Source organism: Sediminibacterium sp. TEGAF015 (assembly GCF_025997995.1).
GTDB lineage: Bacteria > Bacteroidota > Bacteroidia > Chitinophagales > Chitinophagaceae > Sediminibacterium.
The window spans coordinates 11,402-32,550 of sequence record NZ_AP026683.1; the positions used below are offsets into that span (position 1 = coordinate 11,402).

General features: G+C 37.3%; 12 protein-coding genes. 9 read left to right on the top strand and 3 right to left on the bottom strand.

The features are described 5' to 3' along the window. The first annotated feature begins 117 nt into the window (after positions 1–117). The 9 genes from TEGAF0_RS00065 to TEGAF0_RS00105 all read left to right on the top strand — a co-directional run bounded on the left by TEGAF0_RS00065 (position 118) and on the right by TEGAF0_RS00105 (position 17,891). Entirely contained in the window at positions 118–3,414 is a 3,297-nt protein-coding gene (locus tag TEGAF0_RS00065; protein ID WP_264899055.1) for a TonB-dependent receptor, read from the top strand. 22 nt (positions 3,415–3,436) lie between these two features. Next, the gene (locus TEGAF0_RS00070) at positions 3,437–4,945 is read left to right on the top strand and encodes a RagB/SusD family nutrient uptake outer membrane protein (protein WP_264899057.1); all 1,509 of its coding nucleotides are present in this window, start codon (positions 3,437–3,439) and stop codon (positions 4,943–4,945) included. A gap of 36 nt (positions 4,946–4,981) precedes the next feature. Further along, the gene (locus TEGAF0_RS00075) at positions 4,982–5,818 is read left to right on the top strand and encodes a LamG domain-containing protein (RefSeq protein ID WP_264899060.1); all 837 of its coding nucleotides are present in this window, start codon (positions 4,982–4,984) and stop codon (positions 5,816–5,818) included. 76 nt (positions 5,819–5,894) lie between these two features. Then, a complete protein-coding gene (locus tag TEGAF0_RS00080) occupies positions 5,895–9,188 on the top strand; it encodes an FG-GAP-like repeat-containing protein (protein WP_264899062.1) in 3,294 nt (1,097 codons plus the stop codon). Positions 9,189–9,220: 32 nt separating this feature from the next. After that, on the top strand, positions 9,221–10,636 hold the full coding sequence (locus TEGAF0_RS00085) for a glycoside hydrolase family 30 protein (protein WP_264899064.1): 1,416 nt from the start codon (positions 9,221–9,223) through the stop codon (positions 10,634–10,636). Positions 10,637–10,741: 105 nt separating this feature from the next. Next, entirely contained in the window at positions 10,742–12,331 is a 1,590-nt protein-coding gene (locus TEGAF0_RS00090; protein WP_264899066.1) for a glucoamylase family protein, read from the top strand. Positions 12,332–12,350: 19 nt separating this feature from the next. Continuing rightward, positions 12,351–14,111, top strand: coding sequence for a discoidin domain-containing protein (locus TEGAF0_RS00095; protein WP_264899068.1), 1,761 nt, complete (start codon positions 12,351–12,353; stop codon positions 14,109–14,111). Then, complete coding sequence (gene bglX / locus TEGAF0_RS00100) at positions 14,111–16,390, top strand: beta-glucosidase BglX (RefSeq protein ID WP_264899070.1); 2,280 nt, start codon at positions 14,111–14,113, stop codon at positions 16,388–16,390. The genes TEGAF0_RS00095 and bglX overlap by 1 nt, the downstream gene beginning before the upstream one ends. Before the next feature lie 40 nt (positions 16,391–16,430). Then, complete coding sequence (locus tag TEGAF0_RS00105; RefSeq protein WP_264899071.1) at positions 16,431–17,891, top strand: M20/M25/M40 family metallo-hydrolase; 1,461 nt, start codon at positions 16,431–16,433, stop codon at positions 17,889–17,891. On the opposite strand, the gene TEGAF0_RS00110 is transcribed toward TEGAF0_RS00105, so the two are convergent. The 3 genes from TEGAF0_RS00110 to TEGAF0_RS00120 all read right to left on the bottom strand — a co-directional run bounded on the left by TEGAF0_RS00110 (position 17,888) and on the right by TEGAF0_RS00120 (position 21,149). After that, entirely contained in the window at positions 17,888–18,535 is a 648-nt protein-coding gene (locus TEGAF0_RS00110) for a phosphatase PAP2 family protein (protein WP_264899073.1), read from the bottom strand. The two genes, TEGAF0_RS00105 and TEGAF0_RS00110, sit on opposite strands and share 4 nt — an antisense overlap. Before the next feature lie 88 nt (positions 18,536–18,623). Further along, complete coding sequence (locus tag TEGAF0_RS00115) at positions 18,624–19,880, bottom strand: homoserine dehydrogenase (protein WP_264899076.1); 1,257 nt, start codon at positions 19,878–19,880, stop codon at positions 18,624–18,626. Positions 19,881–19,961: 81 nt separating this feature from the next. Continuing rightward, complete coding sequence (locus TEGAF0_RS00120) at positions 19,962–21,149, bottom strand: trans-sulfuration enzyme family protein (RefSeq protein WP_264899078.1); 1,188 nt, start codon at positions 21,147–21,149, stop codon at positions 19,962–19,964.

Consider the following 21,149-nt stretch of genomic DNA (forward strand, 5'->3'; position numbering starts at 1 on the left):
TATGGATAAAATCCATAGGCGTTGCATTCTTTTATAACCAAAATCAAAATTATGCAAAAAAGTGTAGTTCTTGGCCACAAAAAGTGGCGCAGGACGCTTCTCAAAACCTTGCTCATTATGAAGCTTGCAATTGTAATTACCTTGGTATCAATTATGCAGGTAAGTGCAACTACCTCTCTAGGACAAAAAGTCAGTGTAAAAACAAACAAAACGGAGATCAAAAAGGTCTTAAAGCAAATTGAAAATGAAGGGAATTTTCGATTTTTGTATAATTCTGACTTAAAGGACCTTAAGAACAAAGTAAACTTTAACGCTATTAATTGGACCATTGGTCAGTCTCTTAACGATTTGTTTGCTGGAACCAACCTGACTTACAAACAACTAGGAGGAAATCTATTTGCTATTATTTCGACCAATGAAGTTGAAAATGACAAAATTGCTATTACCGGTAAGATTGTAGGAGATAATAAAGAAGCCTTATCAGGTGCTTCTATTTTAGAAAAAGGAACCAATAATGGAACCTTTGCAGACAACAATGGTAATTTTAAAATTACCGTTGATAAAAATGCTACCCTGGTTATCAATAGTATTGGATATGAATCAACTGAAGTGAAAGTTGCTGGCAAAGCAATTATTGATGTGCAACTGTCACTTGCTGTTAAGAAAATGGATGAAGTGGTTGTAATTGGTTATGGATCTGCCAGTAAAAGAGATTTAACTGGTTCTATTGTAAAAATTTCCGGAAAGGAAGTAGCTGATAAACCCAATACCAATCCTGTTGCTTCTTTGCAAGGTAAAGTAGCAGGTTTGTCTGTTGTAAATAATGGTACTCCCGGTGCAGCTCCGGATATCAGAATTAGAGGTACTATCAGTATTGGATCAGTTAGACCTTTATATGTTGTGGATGGTGTATTCAATGATAATATTGATTACATCAACCCGAATGATATCGAGTCAATTGAAATATTAAAAGATCCTTCTTCTCTTGCTATTTTCGGAGTAAGAGGCGCTGCAGGGGTTATTGCAATCACAACCAAAAGAGCGAAAGCAGGTCAGGTTGTGATTAATTTCAATTCTACTTATGGGTTTAAAAAACTGGTAAATAAAATTGCACTAGTTAGCGGTGAACAGTTTAAAACCCTCTACGAAGAAGAAAAAGTAAATATTGGAGTTACTTCTCCTTTCGATTACAGTAACTGGACTGCCAATACAGATTGGATTGATGCAGTAACACGCACAGGAACATTCAGTAATAGTAACCTGAGCATAGCTTCCAGTACTGAAAAGAACAAGTTCAATTTTGGAATTGGTTATACAGGTGACGAAGGATTAATCAAGCATGAAAAACTGGAAAGATTTCAACTTTCTTTTAATGATGAGGTTAAATTGAATAAAGCCATTAAGCTTGGAGTCAACTTTAATGCTACCAGACAGGTTAATCCTTATAATGCAACTTATATTCTGGATCAGGCAAGAAAAGTAATTCCATTGGTTAGTGATGGAACTATTGCTGTAAAAGCAAAGAATCCTTACGGGTTAGATAGTACTGTTCAGAATTTGTATTACGAATTACCTTCTATTCAGAACTCAGGTGTTGTGAATCCTTTAATTCAACTTGAAAATGAATGGAACAAAACCAAAAGTATTGAATATAGAACAGTGGGTAGTGTTTTTGGAGAAGTGAACTTCTTGAGAGATTTTACTTTCAAAGCAAGTTTTTATGCTGATATCAGTAATGTAAATACTCGGCAGTATACACCTATGTACAATGCATACGACGCTGCAATTAAGAGACCATTTTTGTATAGCCGCACTACAACTATTTCTGAATCGGATCAGTCTTATAAGAAATTCCAGCAAGACTTTATTCTTAATTACAGAAGGAGTTTCGGAGATCATAGTTTAACTGCAATGGCTGGATGGACTACTTATTACTATGGTAATTTCAATAGGTCAGCGGCTGCCAGACAAAGTGCTACTGGTGCTGCAATACCGGATGATAATCGTTTTTGGTTCATTAATAATGGATTTACTGATCCAACTACCAAGATTTCCAATTCTGACCAGAGAGAAAGAACAACTGCTTCTGCTTTGTTAAGAGTGTTGTATAATTATCAGGGTAAATATTACCTGAATGCTTCAATCAGAAGAGACGGTTCTTCTCAGATTTCACCAAACAACCGCTGGCAGAATTTCTGGGCTATTGGGGGTGCATGGGAAATTAGCAGAGAAAATTTCTTCAAGAATCAGAATGTTTTTGACTATGTAAAATTAAAGGCATCAATCGGGGTTTTGGGTAACCAGAATACCTATGGGTATGATTATCCTTTCTATCCAGGTTTAGTTGCAGGTAATGCTGCAGTTTTTGGCAACCTTGTTTACAACGCCTTCTCACAATCCTATTTGCCTAATCCAAATTTGAAATGGGAAACTGTACACGCAAAAGAAGTTGGTGTAGAATTCAATGCCTTAAAGAATAAGTTACACGTTGAAATTAATTACTTCAATAAACTTACAAAAGATCTAATGACATTTATTCCTGGTAGTCAGGGTGTGTCTAATGGATTGGATAATATTGGTAGTATCAGAAACAGCGGTATTGAATTGTCTGCAAGCTATACTAAGGATATCAACAAAGACCTTTCTATCACTGTAAATGGTAATTTCACCACTTATAAAAATAAGGTTGAATCACTTGCTACCAAGGAGTTCTCTATTGTAAATGGCGTAAACAGAACAACAGTAGGATTGCCAATTGGTTATTTTTATGGTTATATAGTAGAAGGCATTTATCAATCTTATGCTGATAAGCTGGCTTCTCCGGTTAATACTGAGTTCTCTTATGGTCCTGGCGACTTAAAATACAAGGATATTAACGGTGATGGTAAAATAAATACAGCTGACAGAACCATGATTGGTAACCCAACTCCAGACTTTGCCTATGGAGGTAGCATTTCTGTAAAGTATACGAATCTGGATTTCGGAATTGATTTGGGAGGTGTTTATGGTAATGAAATTTTCAGAAACTGGGGTGGTACAGAATCACCTTTCCAGCGAGTGAATTATGCTGCGTTTAAAATGAACAGATGGCATGGTGAGGGTACTTCCAACTGGGATCCTATTTTGGCTCAGGACCACAGAGTTAATTATGAAGCATCTACTTACAATATTGAAGATGGTAGCTATTTCAGAATCAGAAATATCCAGCTTGGATACAACGTAGCTTCTTCATTCTTAAACAGAGCTAAAATAAAATCATTAAGAGCATTTGTGAATGTTCAAAACTTTAATACCTGGAAAAGAAATTCTGGTTATACACCTGAATTTGGTGGAAGCGCCATATCATTTGGCGTAGACAATGCCGGCGGCGCAATTCCGTTGACTACCACTTTTGGAATTAATGTAACATTCTAAGTCTTTTAAATTATTATAATTTATGAAAAAGCATATTAAAATATTATTCTCCCTGCTAACTATATCATCAATGTTATTGGTGCTTGCAGGTTGTAGTAAATTTCTTGATCGTAAACCTCTAACTGCAACCCTTGATGATTTGAATCAAGGTGGTTTGGAAGGACAGGTTTATGGATTGTACAGTAACTTACGTAACAGTGCAGGTTTTACCACCATTCCATGGTTGGCTATGCACGATTTCAGATCGGACGATTCTGAAAAAGGATCGGATCCTTCTGATGGAGCTGAATGGGTTGCTCCTTTTGACAGATACCAGTATGTAAAAGATCTTTGGGCTACCAATACCTACTGGGATGATCATTATGCATTGATTAATCTGGCAAATACCGCCATTCAAACTGCTGATTCGCTCAAATTGACTGATCCAGCCTCTGCTAATAATATTGCAGAAGCAAGATTTTTCAGAGCGTTCGCTTATTTTGATTTGGTGAGAAGTTTCGGAGACGTTCCTAAAATTGATTTCCGCGTTTATACTGCTTCTCAGGCCAATATTGCTAAATCACCGGCTTCTGCTATTTATGCACTAATAGATGCTGACCTTACTTATGCAGCTGCTAATCTACCAACTGTTTGGGGTAATCAATATCCGGGCAGACTTACCAGTGGTGCGGCAAAAACGCTACATGCAAAAGCACATTTGTTTAGAGGAAACTGGGCTCAGGCATTGAGTTTGTCTCAACAGGTTATTTCTTCTGGCGTTTATTCTTTATATAATAGTTACTATGGTATTTTTAAAGATGCCGGAGAAAATAGCAGTGAGTCTATATTTGAAATTCAGGCATACGTTAGTCCAAATGGTTCTATTAATAATGGATGTCAGTATGCTACTACACAGGGTGTTCGTGGTTCCAATGCAAGCGGATGGAACTTAGGATGGGGATGGAATACGCCTACCGATAATTTAGTAGGTGCTTATGAAGCTGGAGATGTTAGAAAAGGATCTACCATTTTATTCTCTGGTCAGTCTGATGATCCATCAACGGGTGGTTATGGAAGAGTACTTCCCGGCTCCACTTTTGATGTGCCTGCTGGTCCTTTACCAAGAAAATACTGGAATAAAAAGATTTATGCAGATCCTGCCTACAGAGCATCTACTGGTCAATCCGATAATCCTAGCTGGATTAATAAGAGGGTATTTCGTTATGCGGATGTATTGCTTATGGCAGCAGAATGTATGAATGAAATGGGTAGTGGTGCACAATCTGCTCCTCTGGTGAATGCAGTTAGAAACAGAGCAGGTTTGGCGAATATCAGTTTTACCACACAATTGGCAATGCGTAATATTATTAAACAAGAGAGAAGAGTAGAGTTTGGTGTTGAAGGTGAAAGATTTTTTGATCTTGTAAGATGGGGTGATGCACTTACTGTTCTTGGACCTTTGGGCTATACCAACAAATGTAGGTTCTACCCAATTCCTCAGCCTGCAATAGATAAATCAGGTGGTTTGCTGGTACAAAATCCAGAATGGTAATTGTATTTTTTAATGTTCACTCACAAAAAAAATGTAATGAAAAATAATTTAAAAATATTTATCGCCGCTGCTATCGCATTGAACACAATTGTTTTAACAGGTTGTCAAAAAATGGATCGCCCGGCATTAGGAAACTATGTTAAAGATGCCAATCCCCCCGGTGGCCCATTAAAGTTTTATACTGCATTTGACGGAAGTACTTCCAATCCACTGATGAATGCCGTGGATAGTATCAGAGCTACATTTGCTTCAGCTAATCCTTTGGCTTCTATTTCTGGTATTTCAGGAAAGGCAGTTCAAGGTGCTGATGGGAAAGCACTATTGTATCCATCTGCCAATGATTTTAAATCAACAAGCAGCTTCAGTATTGCTTTATGGCTAAAAAATGCTGCCCAGGCTGGACGTACTGAGTTTCTGTTTTCTTTGGTAGATGATACATATGGCTGGCATCACAGTGCGGCATTTGTTTTAGTAGAAAATCAGACAGCTACAAAGGCAACTATGAAATTTGGTTTAATGGATCAGTGGCTGGAAGGTGATTTTGTAAAACCAATGTTCGATGGTAACTGGCATCATATTGTATATGCTTATGACCATACTACCTCAAAAATGAATTATTATTTTGATGGAGCATTGGTAACCGGACTTACTCCAACACAAACTGATGCAAAGAAATCAGGTAATCCACGAGGAGCTGTAAACTTTTCTCAGGCAACCAATTTGGTAATTGGTGGATGGAACAAGCATGCAAATATTACTGGACCAACTGATGGATGGATTAGTTCGTTCACAGGAGCTATAGATCAATTTAGATTGTATGGCAAAGCATTGACTGCAACTGAAGTTGCTTCATTGTATTCAGCTAAACAATAGGTACTGGCAGTTTAATGATAAAGTAAAGGGCTGGTCATTTTTGAATCAGTCCTTTACTGTTTAACATAGAGATAGTATGAGAATAGGTAAATTTAGTTTAACATCTGCCTTCTCGGTAGTGATTAGTATGTTAATCATATTGCTTTCCTGTAAAAATGGTAAACAAAAGTTTACTCTGGTTTCTTCTTCTGTTTCCAATATTGATTTTATAAATGAAATAAAAGAAAGAGATGGGCTAAGCATCCTATATTATCTCTATTTCTATAATGGCGGAGGCGTAGCTACGGGAGATATTAATAATGATGGATTAATTGATATTTATTTTACAGCTAATAGTAAAGGCAGCAATAAATTATACCTGAACAAGGGAAATTTTGTGTTTGAAGACATTACGAAACAGGCTGGAGTGGCTGGAATTTCTGATTGGTGTTCTGGTGTTACGATGGCTGATGTGAATGCCGATGGATTGTTGGATATCTATGTTTCAACAGTGAGCAATAAATATGGTCTTAAAGGACATAATGAGTTATACATTAATAAAGGAAAGAATGTATTTGTAGAACAGTCGGAAAAGTACAATTTAAACACAGCTTGTTTTAGTACCCAATCTGTTTTCTTTGATTATGATCGTGACGGTGATTTGGATTGTTTTATTCTTAATCAATCTCATAAGCCACATTCCAACGTAATTAATGTTGTTAATAGAAATGTATATGACTCTTTATCCGGAGATAGACTGTATAGAAACGATTTGAATGTGACCGGAAAGTTTACAGATGTTTCTGCTAATGCAGGTATATTTCAGAGTAATCTGGGTTATGGTCTGGGTGTCGCTATTGCAGATCTTAATAATGATGGATGGGATGATATTTATGTTGGAAATGACTTTCATGAGAACGACTATTATTATGTTAACAATCAAAATGGCACATTTTCTGAAATGGGGTCTAATCATTTCAGACACTACAGCAGGTTCAGTATGGGGAATGATGTTGCTGATTATAATAATGATGGTCAATTGGATTTGATAACAGTAGATATGTTGCCAAAGGATGAAAAAATTCTCAAGACATATGGTAGTGATGAAAATATGGACATCTACAATTTTAAAATTGATAGAAATGGCTATCAAAAGCAGTTTTCAAAAAATGTTTTGCAAACCAACAATGGCAATGGGATTTCATTTACCGACAATAGCATTTTGAGTGGAATGTCAGCAACTGACTGGAGCTGGGCTCCTCTTTTTGCAGATTTTGATAATGATGGTAAGAAGGATTTGTTTATTTCAAGTGGAATTGTAAAAAGACCAGTAGACCTGGATTATGTTCAATTTGTGAGTGATATGAAGTCTAACAAGGGACTTGATATTACTGATAAATTTGATCAGGAAGTTATTGATAAAATGCCTGACGGGGCAAGTCATCCCTTTCTTTTTAAGGGAGATGGTAAAATGGAATTTACAGACGTTAGTGAAGATTGGGGAACAGCCAAATTGAAAGGATACTTTACCGGGTCGTCCTACGCTGATTTAAATAATGATGGATTACTTGATCTTGTGATTAATCCAATAAATGCGCCGGCTGTTATTTTGAAGAATAATCATACCAATACCAATCATCTTGCCTTTTCATTTAAAGGAAACAATTCAAATACTTTTGGAATTGGGGCAAAAGTATATCTGTTTCAGGGTGCTGAATTGCAGTATCAGCAACTAATGTTGACAAGGGGATTTCAATCTTCTAGTACACCCTTTTTACACTTTGGTTTAGCCGATGGAAAACTGCCAGACAGTATTCTGGTGATTTGGCCCAATCAGCAATATCAAGTGATTAAATCTAATATCAAAGCTGGTTTGATAAAAGTGGATCAGACCAACGCCAAAGGGAATTTTGTGGACAATAAATTCTTTAAGAAACGACCTAATGATTTAACCAATATTACCAATCAGGTAAACCTGAACTGGCAACATAAAGAGAATGATTTTATTGACCAGAACAGGCAATATTTAATACCTCATAAACAATCTACCAGAGGACCTAAGTTGGCCGTTGCCGATATTAATAAGGATGGGCTGGAAGATTTTTTTGTTTGTGGAGCTTCAGAGCAACCCAACGTAATAATGATTCAAAAAAAAGATGGGAGCTTCTCACAACTGATATTGCCGAATGCGGGAATGTCTTTGCATGCTGAAAAAGTAGATGCAGATTTCTTTGATGCCAATAAAGATGGGTACCCCGACTTATATATTGTAAGTGGTGGGAATCAGTACGATGATGGTAACCCTGCATTGCTCGACCACTTTTATTTAAATGATAAAAAGGGGGGATTTATGGTGGCTGACAGTCTTATTCCTTCCTTGGCTTATAATAAGTCTTCTCTTACTCATGCAGATTATGATAAAGATGGGGACATTGATCTTTTTGTTACTGGTTTGGCCAATGCCAAAATGTTTGGTATACCACAGTCTTCCTATTTATTGTTGAATGACGGAAATGGAAAGTTTTCGTTAGCGGATAAAAATACAATTGATGCAACGTCTTTGGGCATTGCAACCAGTTCTGCTACAATCGATTTTAATAAAGACGGATGGCAAGATATTGTAGTAGCAGGGGAGTGGATGAATATTACATTGTTTGAAAATGCCAAAGGAAAATTTGTAAAGAAGCCAATTGCAGGAACTAGCGGACTGTGGCAAACTGTATTTCCCGCTGATATTAACGGAGACGGGTATATAGATTTTTTTGCAGGAAACTGGGGCGAAAACAGTAAGCTTACTGTTTCAAAAAATAATCCGCTAAAGTTATACATCAAAGATTTTGATTCTAATGGATCTGTTGAGCAAATATTATGCTATACGAGAGAAGGGAAGGAATACACTTTTTTGGCAAAAGATGAGCTGGAAAGAGCGCTACCTGTTTTAAAGAAAGCTTATTTAAAATACAGTGAGGTTGCAGGGAAAACAGTTCAATATATGTTCTATGATTTGTTCAAGGAATATCAGGAGTTAAAAGCGGAAACACTGAGTACTTCCTATTTTATTAACGATACAAAGGGAGGGTTTAATCAACATTCCCTACCAAAACAATTACAGCTTGCTCCTGTTTTTTCATTTATCTCTTTATCAAATAGGAAGCTGCCATTGTATTTAGCATGTGGGAATTTTTATGGTGTTGTACCTTACGAAGGACAATATGATGGGTTGTATCCTACAGCTTTTTCCATAGATGAGCAATTGGTTTCTGTTTCTAAAGAAAATTCTTTCAATGAATTGGTCGGTGAATTTCGGGATGCCAAATGGATTATGGGTAAAGATGGCAAGAAAATATTGGTGATATCCAGGAATAACAATTCGTTATTATTCTTTCAATAAATTTAATTACTGTGAACTTGAATTTTTTTTTGATGAAGCAAATATCTTTTTTGGGAATAGCCATATTCTCTGTTTTCTGTGCAAAGAAACAGGAAGTGAATATTGCTCCCCCAGTGGTTTCAGACCCTGTTAGTTACTGGGTTACAAATGCTGATCAGTCAGCACTTTTAAAGAAGCAGACAACAGGGTTGTTTACCGGTAATGTAAATAATACATATCCTGTCATTGACATTGATAGTTCTCAACGCTTTCAGGAGATTGACGGCTTTGGATATACTTTAACCGGAGGAAGCGCCTACCTGATTAACCAAATGGATGCAGGAGCCAGATTAAATTTATTGAAAGAATTGTTTGGCAACTCCGAAGATGCTATTGGTATTTCTTATCTAAGGATTAGTATCGGAGCTTCTGATCTTAGTCGGACTGTGTTCAGTTATAATGATCTTCCATCTGGTGAAACTGACACTATGTTGAATAAATTTTCACTTTCTTTGGACACAGTAGACCTTATACCAGTAATTAAACAAATTCAGGCGATTAATCCGTATATAAAGTTCATGGGGTCTCCCTGGAGTCCACCTGTTTGGATGAAAAGTAATCAAAGCAGTATTGGTGGTTTTTTATTGCCTAAATATTATAGTGTTTATGCCAACTATTTTGTTAAATATCTGCAGGTAATGAAACAAAGAGGTATTGAGGTTGATGCCATTACTATTCAGAATGAACCTCAGCATGGCGGTAATAATCCCAGCCTCTTAATGTCTGCTTCTGAGCAGGCAGATTTTATCAAGAATCATATAGGGCCAGCTTTCAAGAAGAATAAGATAACTACAAAAATTATTATCTGGGATCATAATTGTGATAATCCAAACTATCCTATTTCAATATTGAATGATACTGAAGCCAAACCGTATATAGATGGATCTGCCTTTCATTTGTATAGCGGTGATATCAGTGCTTTATCAGTAGTTAAAGCTGCTCATCCAGATAAGGCAATTTATTTTACAGAACAGTGGACTGGTAAAAACGGTCAGTTTGGTGGTGATCTGATGTGGCATATTAAAAATGTTATCATTGGTTCTGTCCGCAATCATAGTAAAGTTGCATTGGAATGGAATCTGGCTAATAATCCTGACTTGTCTATGCATACCCCGGGTGGCTGCACAGAATGTAAGGGTGCATTGACCATTTTTGGTTCTACTGTTACCAGAAATGTGAGTTATTATATAATTGCTCATGCTTCCAAATTTGTACCAGCAGGATCTGTAAGAATTGCATCCAGTTTTGCCGGAGAATTCTATTCGGCAGCTTTTATTACTCCTACCGGAAAAAAGGTAGTTATTGTACTAAACAGTGGATCTAAAACAACAAGTTTTAATATTCGGTATGCTCAAAAATGGCTGACTACACAATTAGACGCAGGTGCAGTAGCCACATTTGTAATTTAACTATCTGGAATAATGAGATTTTTCTTATTTAATATTATTGCTCTTTTTTGTAGTGTGGCTTTTTTTAAATCTTGTAAAAAAGCTGCAAGTAACCAATCAAACGAGGTGATTAATAATACACCATTTACATTAAATGGGAGTAGTATAAATGACGAGAATTTTTCAAAAGACCTTATCAGTTACAATATTAAAACAACCCCTAATATAGTATTAAGGTTCAATAAAAAAATAAACAGAACCAGTGTGGCAAATGCCATTGTATTACTGAAAAATGGTAATGAATCTGTAAAACTTAATTACACTTTTCTTCAAAATGATAGTGCAGTTTCCATTGTTGCTCAGGCATCGCTGGCTTATTTAACTAAGTATATTCTTTCTATTGATAATAGTTTGCAATCCGAAAGCAAGCAGTCGCTTTCTATACCAGTTTCAATGGGTTTTATCACCAACATAGATTCTACTGATAAATTTCCTGTTCTTACAGAAGCAGCTTTACTAGACACTGTTCAAAAAGCAACATTTAATTATTTCTGGAGTTTTGGTCATCCTAAATCAGGAATGGCAAGGGAAAGAAATACATCAGGTGATATTGTTACATCGGGGGGAACGGGTTTTGGTATTATGGCATTGTTAGTGGCTGTTGAGCGAAATTTCATTTCACGTTCAGAGGGTCTCGCAAGAATGAAGACCATTGTATCTTTTCTTCAAAATAAAGCAAAACGGTTTCATGGTGCTTTTCCTCATTGGTTAAATGGGATTACCGGAGATGTTGTTCCTTTTAGTATAAAAGATAATGGAGCGGACCTTGTAGAAACTTCTTTTCTAATAGCAGGACTCTTAAGCGCAAGAATGTATTTTTCAGGTTTAAATACAGAAGAATCCACTCTTCGAAACAATATTAATTTAATCTGGGATGCAGTAGACTGGAATTGGTTCCGCCAGAGCAATCAGCAAACTTTATATTGGCACTGGAGTCCGGATTATCAATGGGATTTGAATCTGAAAATATCAGGTTGGAATGAATGTCTGATAACTTATGTGCTTGCTGCCTCTTCCAATACCAATGCTATTCCACGTGAGACCTATCTGAATGGTTTTGCCAGAAATGGTGCAATGAAGAACAATTCGGTTTATTTTAATTACAAATTGCCACTTGGTCCAGAGCTGGGAGGTCCTTTGTTTTTATCTCACTACAGTTTTCTTGGGATTGATCCCCGTGGACTTTCTGACCCCTTTGCTGATTATCAGGAACAAGTGGTGAACCATAGTTTAATCAATTATAATTATTGTATTAACAATCCCAAAAAGTATTGGGGTTATAGCCAAAACTGCTGGGGATTAAGCGCTTCGGATATACCCAATGGTTATTCCGCGAGTTCTCCTACGAATGATCTGGGTGTAATAGCACCTACAGCCGCTTTGTCAGCATTCCCGTTTACACCTAAGGAAAGTATGCAGGCCTTGCAATTTTTTTACTACAAGCTAGGCGATAAATTGTGGACAGAATACGGTTTCGTTGATGCTTTTAAATTACAGGATTTGTGGTTTTCTACTTCTACCTTAGCTATTGATCAGGGCCCTTCTATTATTATGATTGAGAATTATCGATCAGGATTAATCTGGAAACTATTTACGGCTTGTCCGGAAATTAAAGGCGGTTTGAAAAAATTAGGCTTTACTGCCCCTTATCTATAATAAATGAAATTGAATAATAGTGAGAAATCTTATTGCGATCTTATTTTTTTCCATTGCCTGCTTTTCAGGTAAGAATGTATTGGCTCAGCAAAAGACTTATTGCAATCCAATTAATATTGATTACGGCTTTACGCCTATCCCCAATTTTTCTGAGTGGGGAAGACATCGGGCAACCGCTGATCCTGTGATAGTAAATTATAAAAATGATTATTATTTATTCAGTACCAATCAGTGGGGTTACTGGTGGAGTAATGATATGCTGAACTGGAATTTTGTTTCCAGAAAGTTCTTGAGGCCATGGAATGAAGGGTATGATGAGTTATGCGCACCTGCTGTAGGAATAGTTGGCGATACTTTGCTTGTATTTGGCTCAACCTATACCAGTAAATTTACTTTGTGGATGAGTACAAATCCTAAGTTGAATGACTGGAAACCCCTGGTAGATTCCTTTGAAATTGGCGGATGGGACCCTGCATTTTTTACCGATGATGACGGACGATTCTTTATGTATAATGGTAGTAGTAATGTGTATCCATTATATGGGATAGAACTGAACAGGAAAACCTTTCAACCTATTGGAACCAGAAAAGAAATTCATTCTTTAAAATCATGGCGATATGGATGGCAAAGATTTGGGGAACATATGGATAATACATTCCTAGATCCTTTTATGGAAGGTGCATGGATAACTAAATATAAGAACAAGTATTATTTACAATATGGAGCACCTGGTACAGAATTCAGCGGATATGCAGATGGAGTAGCAGTATCAGAAAGCCCGCTTGGATATTTTGTAGAACAGTCAGATCCATTGAGTATGAAGCTAGGTGGTTTTGCAAGAGGTGCAGGACATGGAGCAACATTTACAGATAATTTCAACAGATTCTGGCATGTTAGTACCATCATGTTGTCAGTTAAGAATAATTTTGAACGAAGAATTGGAATATGGCCTGCTGGTTTTGATGCGCAGGATATGATGTGGACCAATACTGCATTTGGCGATTATCCGCATTATTTGCCTGCCTTTAGGAAAACAGAAATACACCCTCGCGAATTAAATCCTGCTTTTACTGGATGGATGTTGCTGAATTATCAAAAACCAGTAATGGCTTCCTCTTCATTAGGTGGACATGCACCCAATCTGGCAGTAGATGAGCAAATGAAAACTTATTGGAGTGCATCAACCGGTAATAGTGGCGAGTGGTTTCAGTCCGATTTGGGTTCTATATCTACCGTTCATGCTATTCAAATTAATTATGCTGATCAGGATGCTGATATATTAGGTAAGAAAACCAATTTATTTCATCAGTATAAACTTTATTCTTCAATGGATGGTAAAAAGTGGACACTGCTGAAAGATAAAAGCAATAACCAAAAAGATGTTCCTCACGATTACATTGAACTGGAAAATCCAATTTCTACCAGATTCATAAAGATTGAAAATGTACATATGGCTAGTGGTAAGTTTGCCTTAAGCGGGTTAAGGGTTTTTGGAAATGGAAATGGTCAGCTTCCAGATTCCGTAAAACAGTTTATGGTTTTGCGAACTGAGAAGGATAAGCGAAGTGCTTGGATAAAATGGTCCCCCGTTGATAATGCATATGCTTACAATATTTATTATGGCACCCATCCCGATCAATTGTATAATTGTATAATGGTTCATGATGCCAATGAGTATTGGTTTAAGGGGATGGATCTTAAAAAAACCTATTATTATACAATTGAATCAATCAACGAAAATGGAGTTTCACTTAAATCTAAAATTTTAAAAGTAGACTAATGAAAAGTTTAATTAAGCGCCTAGTTTTAGCTTTTGCATTTTTATTTGTTAATACTTTGAATGCACAGCATTCAAAGATGGATATATTTATTAATCAGTTAATGGCAAAAATGACATTGGAAGAAAAGCTGGGACAACTCAACTTGCCAAGTTCCGGTGATATCGTTACTGGATCAGCTGAAAGCTCTGATATTGCGAAAAAAATTGTAGCAGGGAAAGTAGGTGGGCTGTTTAATATTAAATCTGTTGCCAAGATTAAAGAAGTGCAAAAACTGGCTGTAGAAAAAAGCAGACTCAAAATTCCTTTAATGTTTGGAATGGATGTTATTCATGGCTATGAAACCTTATTTCCCATTCCTTTGGGAATGAGTGCCACCTGGGATTTGCATCTCATTGAAAGATCAGCCAGAATTGCAGCCAATGAAGCAACTGCAGATGGTATCAATTGGACTTTTTCTCCGATGGTTGATGTTTCCAGAGATCCCAGATGGGGTAGAATTTCTGAGGGTAATGGAGAAGATGCTTTTTTGGGAGCGCAAATTGCAAAAGCAATGGTTAAAGGATACCAGGGAGATGATTTGTCTAAAAATAATACATTGCTTTCCTGTGTAAAACACTATGCATTGTATGGTGCTTCAGAAGCGGGTCGGGATTACGGAACAACCGATATGAGCAGGGTTAGAATGTTCAACGAGTATATGCTACCCTATAAAGCTGCTGTTGATGCAGGTGTAGGATCAGTAATGGCTTCCTTCAATGAAATTGACGGATTGCCTGCACATGGCAACAAATGGTTATTAACCGATGTTTTGAAAAAACAATGGGGTTTTAAAGGATTGTTGGTTTCGGATTATACAGGGGTGAACGAAATGATTGCACATGGAGTAGGAGATCTTAAAGCGGTTTCAGCCTTGTCTATGAATGCCGGATTAGACATGGATATGGTTGGAGAAGGATTTTTAACCACTTTGGGTGAGTCTTTGAAAGATAAAAAAGTGTCAATTGTCAGAATCAATGAAGCATGCAGAAAAGTATTAGAAGCAAAATACAAACTGGGTTTATTTGATGATCCATTTAAGTACCTAAATGAAAACCGTGCAAAGACAGAAATATTTTCTGAAACCAATAGAAAGGAAGCCAGATCTATTGCAGCTCAGAGTTTTGTTTTATTGAAAAATGCCAATAAAACGCTTCCATTAAAAAAGTCAGGATCAATTGCATTGATTGGACCTTTAGCCGACAATAAAGAAAATATGGGAGGTACTTGGAGTGTTGCCGCAAATCTGAGTAAAGCCACATCATTGTTGCAGGCATTTAGAGAGACCATTGGAGACAAGGTTGCCATTCATTATGCTAAGGGATCTAATTTACATGAAGATGCTATATTTGAAGAACGGGCAGGTATGTTCGGGAAATCATTGAAGCGTGACAATAGAACTGATGAGCAATTAGTAAAAGAAGCCTTGGAAGCTGCTGCAAAATCAGACGTTATAGTTTTAGCTGGGGGGGAAAGTGCTGAAATGACTGGTGAAGCCAGTAGTCGCGCTCAAATTGACATACCTGCCGTACAAAAAAAATTAATAAAAGAACTTTTAAAAACCGGTAAACCGGTTGTATTGGTTTTATTCACAGGTAGACCATTAACCCTAAACTGGGAAAATGAAAATATTCCGGCAATCTTAAATGTTTGGTTCCCCGGTTCAGAAGGACCTTATGCAATTGCAGATGTGCTTTTTGGAGACGTTAATCCTTCAGGTAAACTTACGGCTACTTTCCCACAGCATGTAGGTCAGGTTCCATTGTTTTACAATCACAAGAATACCGGCAGGCCTTTGAGAGGGCCCTGGTTTCAAAAATTTCAGAGCAACTATTTAGATGTAAGTAATGAGCCCTTATATCCATTTGGATACGGACTTAGCTATACTAATTTCAGTTATGGAAATGTGGAATTAAGCACAACTAAGGCAAAGGGTAATCAGATTGTTACTGCCAGTGTAATGTTGACTAATACGGGCGCTTTTGAGGGGAAGGAAACTGTTCAGCTATATATCAGAGATTTGGTTGGTTCTAGCACGAGACCTGTGCTTGAATTAAAAGGTTTTCAGAAGGTTAGTTTAGCGCCTGGAGAATCTAAAAAAATAAGTTTCACCATTACTCCCGAGGATTTAAAGTTTTATAACTATGATCTAAAGTTTGATTGGGAGTCTGGCGACTTTGACATTTTTATTGGAACAGATGCTCAAACATTAAAATCTGCAAGATTAAACTGGAATAAGTAACTTGAAAACAAAATAGTAACCTAACTACAATTTATTCTAAATGAAATTCTTCTCAAGTTTTCTTTTTGCAGGGTTGATTACAACTGTTGTTAGTGCCCAGGTAAAGCCTGAATGGACAACCATATTCACTAAAATTAATACGGAAGTAAATCAGCATTCCAAAGCATATAGCAGTTTAAAAACGGCAACGGAAACCATTGGTCACCGTTTAACGGGATCTGCAAACGGAAAGAAGGCGGAGGAATTTGCCTATAATTTATTGAAGTCCTATGGCTTTAAAGACGTGAAATATCAACCCTTTGAAGTAGAAAGTTGGAGTAGGGGCAGTTTAACTGTCAAAATTGGTTCTGACAGAAATAATTTACAAACCGTTAAAGCTGTTTCTCTGGCACATGCTCCTGTTAAAGCCAATGTAAATATGGAATTGGTTGATATGGGAAATGGCCTTGAAGAAGACTATACCAGTAATCCCGGAAAAGCGAATGGGAAAATTGCTGTTGTATATCTTGGTATTTTACCAGGCTCTAAGCCCGGTTTAAAAAATTTACATAGATCTGAAAAAACAGCATTGTCAACCAAGTACGGGGCAAAGGGAATCATCATCATCAATACGGCCACTGGAGGTATTCTGTTGACCGGAACAGCTTCTGTAACTGGAAAATTGATACCCGATCCTGCGGTTTGTATTGGGAAGGAAGATGGGATGAAATTGAAAGAAGAAATGACGAAAGCAACCCATTATGCATCCATTGATATGACCAATCAGTCTGGTTTTATAAAAGCCAGAAATGTGATTGCTACCATTAAGGGAAAATCACAACCCAAAGAAAAAGTTATCATCGGAGGTCACCTCGACAGCTGGGATCTGGCAACCGGTGCTATTGATAATGGAATCGGTTCTTTTGCTGTATTGGATATGGCCAGAACTTTTCAAGCTTTACAATTGCAACCAGAAAGGACGGTAGAATTTGTTATGTTCATGGGTGAAGAAGAAGGATTATTGGGATCAAGAGCCTATGTTGATCAGGCGATGAAGAATAAAAGTATTAACCAGATCAGGTATATGCTGAACTATGATATGACCAATGATCCTAAGGGTTTTTCAACTACCATTATTGAAAGCAAAGAATTGTTTGAAGGCATTGGTTCAATTGCGCAAACTTTTGATACCAGTTATAAAAACTTATTCAATCATGGCGCTGGTTTGCATAGCGATCATCAGCCTTTTATGTTGCAGGGCATTCCAACGGGTGGGGGAGCTGGTGGCAGATTGCCTAATAATGCAGGTCCCTGTTACCATGCAGACTGTGATGATTTTAAACTAGTGGATGAGAAAGGATTAAAGAACACCGTTCGCTATGGCGCAATGCTACTATATGGTGTAGCTGATTCCAAAGAATTAAAAGCCAGAAGATTCACCAATTTGGAGGTTCGCGATTTCATGATCAAGAATAACCTGAAAGAAGCTTTACAGATTGCCGGTGAATGGCGTTGGGATTAAGCCCTTTTATTTTCTGATTTCTTTTTCTTAGCATCTGCCAATTGTTGGATTTTCAAGGAAATCCATATGGAACAGAAGGCGCAGATTATGCCTGCACCAACGTCCAAAGGAAAATGTTGTGCCAGATATACCCTGGAATACCCAGCTAATATAGCCATTATAAACCCGGGAATCCAGAAATAGCGGTAGGGGATTACCAGTGTTCCCAGTAGGAATAAACTGAAGGCTGTTGTGGTATGGCCCGAGGGGAAGCTATTATTGGTATGCACGGTTACACCCTCTACCCTATGAATTGGATTGGTTGCAGAAGCTTCAATGGCTGCAGTAGGTCTTGCCTCGTTCGGGTAAATAATTTTTTTTCCAGTTTGTACAAATAGCGTTGAAAACACGATGGCACTCAAAACCAGGGGTAACCACTTACGACGATAAAAAATAAAGTATAAGGCAACAGGTACCCAGAGTATTCCGTCTCCTGCAAATGTAAATGCGGCAAAAAAATAATCTGCTATTGTACCCAGATTCCCGTTTAATAGCAGGAACAACTCTTCCTTACCCCCCAGATAACTAAATAATAGTAACAAGATACCCAAAACGATACTGAGTGAACTTGCTGTTTTGTATGCGTTGGTATTTAAGGTTGTCAATAGCTTGGTTTTATGCAAAGATAGGGGCTGGAAATAAAAGGAACCCCGCCCCACAGAACGGGGTTCCACCCAAACACAAGTAGCTATTTTAAATTACGCCTGCTAGTTCCAGGCTTTTCTTTTTCAGGTTCACAACTTCAATATCATCTATAATACCTTCATGTGCTAGAATCAATGAAGTGTTGTTTTGTTTCCACCATTGCTGATTGATGAGTTTGCTGCAATGTAAAACACCAATCAGGTATTTTCTTTCAGCTTGAGCATGCCATTCTTCAATCCATTCAAATTCTTCTTTCGGAATATATTTAAGATCGTCAAAACTCACATATACTTTTAAGTAGTAATCATTGGTTAATTGATGAGGCTGATGATGGTAAAGTTTTTTGTATTCGTATCGATAGTTGTAACGTAGCGCAGCTATATCACTTAAAACAGCTGATGCAGTTGGAAAACTTCCTGCTCCTTTTCCATAAAAGAATTGTTTGTCTGCAAAACCTGATTCTATCACTACTCCGTTGTATTCATTTTTTACAAAAGAAAGCGGGTCTTGCAATGGAACAAATTGAGGTAGTACAAATGCAGCTACTTTCCCATTTTTTAATTTTTTGGCTTGTCCTATCAATTTGATATCTAGGTTTTTTTCTCTGGCTACAACGGCATCCGACCCTTGCACATTCTGAATACCCGTAAATAAAATTTCCGAAGGGCTACTTACTACACCGTATGCATGATTCAGTAAGATTGTCCATTTATTTAATGCATCGTATCCTTCCACATCTAGTTTTGGATTGCTTTCTGCAAAACCCAGTTGTTGTGCCAGTAATAGAGCAGAAGAAAAATCCAATTTTTCTTCGAACATCTTGGTTAAGATGAAATTGGTGGATCCGTTTACAATTGCTTTGATTGAGTGTAATAAGTCATTGTCATAGTACTCTTCCAGGTTTCTGATAACAGGTATAGATGCGCAGGCTGCTGCTTCATATAGAAATGGTAAACCTGTTTCCTTTTGTAAAGCCAGTATAGCAGGTAAGTTATCTGCAATCATTTTCTTGCTGGCACTTACTACTGATTTTCCATTTTTTAATGCAGTGGATACAATATCGAAGGCTGCTACTGAGTCATCAATTACTTCTACAATTACATTGATTTCAGGATCTTGCAATAATATATTTTTATCTGTTGTAAATAATGAAGCTGGTGCATTTCTTTTCTTTTCAGTATTTTTAATACAGACTTTTTTGATACTTGCATTGAGCGAAGGAGTCTGTTGTAAAACTTTGTACAATCCTTCTCCTACTACGCCAAATCCAAATAATCCGATTGTTAACTGTTTGTGGGTTTCCATTTGCTACTTTCTTTTAAGGTTTGTTACTTACTAATTGATTTTTTTATTTAATGCTTGTCTTTATTATGTACAGACTTTTATCTAATATTCGTTGTTTACTAAATAAGCATTACTGCTTTCATTAATTTCAAGCGAATCTAAAACGCTTGCTAGGTCTACAATTAAATCTTCAGCTTCTTCTAATCCTATTGATAAGCGAATCAAACTGTCTTTTACACCGGCTGCTCTTCTTTTTTCTGCAGGGATGGACTTATGCGTCATATTCGCTGGATGAGAGATTAAACTTTTAATTCCTCCTAAGCTTTCTGCTAATTTGAATAGTTGCGTATTACTTGTGACAGCAATAGCTGCTTCATTGGTATCATTAACCAAAGTGAAGGAAATAATACCTCCTCCTGTTTTGCCTTGTTGAATAGCTAGTTCATGATTTGGGTGTGAGGGAAGCCCTGGGTAGTTTACATGGGCCACTGCAGGGTGTTGTGCAAGGTATTGAGCCAATTTCAATGCTGTTCTGCTATGGTGTTTCATGCGCAGATGCAGGGTTTCAATTCCTCTGATCACCAGCCAGCTATCAAAAGGAGCTAGTACGGCTCCGCAGGCATTCTGAAAAAACTTCAGTCTTGCTCCCACCGTTTCCTCTTTTGCTACCAAAATGCCAGCGATTAAATCGCTGTGACCTCCTAAATATTTAGTTGCGCTATGAATAACAATATCCGCGCCTAATAATAATGGTTGTTGCAATACAGGTGTTGCGAAAGTATTGTCTACGCAAAGTAGGCACCCATTGGCTTTGGCTATTTTTGCTATGCCTCCAATGTCTGAAATTTTTAAAGTAGGATTAGTGGGTGTTTCCAGCCAGATTAATTTTGTTTTAGCAGTGATTGCATCGGCTACTTTTTTCAGATCACTGGTATCTACAAAATTTACTGTAATACCATACTGTTCATACACTGCGGTGAATAAACGATAGGCGCCTCCATAAATATCATCTACAGCCAATATTTCATCCCCCGTTTTTAGTAGCTTAACTACGGCATCTATTGCAGCTAAGCCGCTTGCAAATGCCAGACCAGTTGATCCCCCTTCCAGTTCTGCTATCAATGATTCCAAAGCAGCTCTGGTAGGATTATTGGATCTGGAATAATCAAAGCCCTTGTTAACGCCGGGAGATTCCTGAACAAAAGTACTTGTCTGATAAATGGGTACCGAAATGGCTCCGGTAAGCGGATCTACCGGAATGGCATGAATGAGTTGGGTTGCACTGAGCAT

Excerpts from the sequence above, each read along its gene's own strand:
- TEGAF0_RS00065 (WP_264899055.1), top strand. The coding sequence starts at position 118 with ATGAAGCTTGCAATTGTAATTACCTTGGTATCAATTATGCAGGTAAGT.
- TEGAF0_RS00070 (WP_264899057.1), top strand. The coding sequence starts at position 3,437 with ATGAAAAAGCATATTAAAATATTATTCTCCCTGCTAACTATATCATCA.
- TEGAF0_RS00075 (WP_264899060.1), top strand. The coding sequence starts at position 4,982 with ATGAAAAATAATTTAAAAATATTTATCGCCGCTGCTATCGCATTGAAC.
- TEGAF0_RS00080 (WP_264899062.1), top strand. The coding sequence starts at position 5,895 with ATGAGAATAGGTAAATTTAGTTTAACATCTGCCTTCTCGGTAGTGATT.
- TEGAF0_RS00085 (WP_264899064.1), top strand. The coding sequence starts at position 9,221 with ATGAAGCAAATATCTTTTTTGGGAATAGCCATATTCTCTGTTTTCTGT.
- bglX (WP_264899070.1), top strand. The coding sequence starts at position 14,111 with ATGAAAAGTTTAATTAAGCGCCTAGTTTTAGCTTTTGCATTTTTATTT.
- TEGAF0_RS00105 (WP_264899071.1), top strand. The coding sequence starts at position 16,431 with ATGAAATTCTTCTCAAGTTTTCTTTTTGCAGGGTTGATTACAACTGTT.
- TEGAF0_RS00115 (WP_264899076.1), bottom strand. The coding sequence starts at position 19,880 with ATGGAAACCCACAAACAGTTAACAATCGGATTATTTGGATTTGGCGTA.
- TEGAF0_RS00120 (WP_264899078.1), bottom strand. The coding sequence starts at position 21,149 with ATGCTCAGTGCAACCCAACTCATTCATGCCATTCCGGTAGATCCGCTT.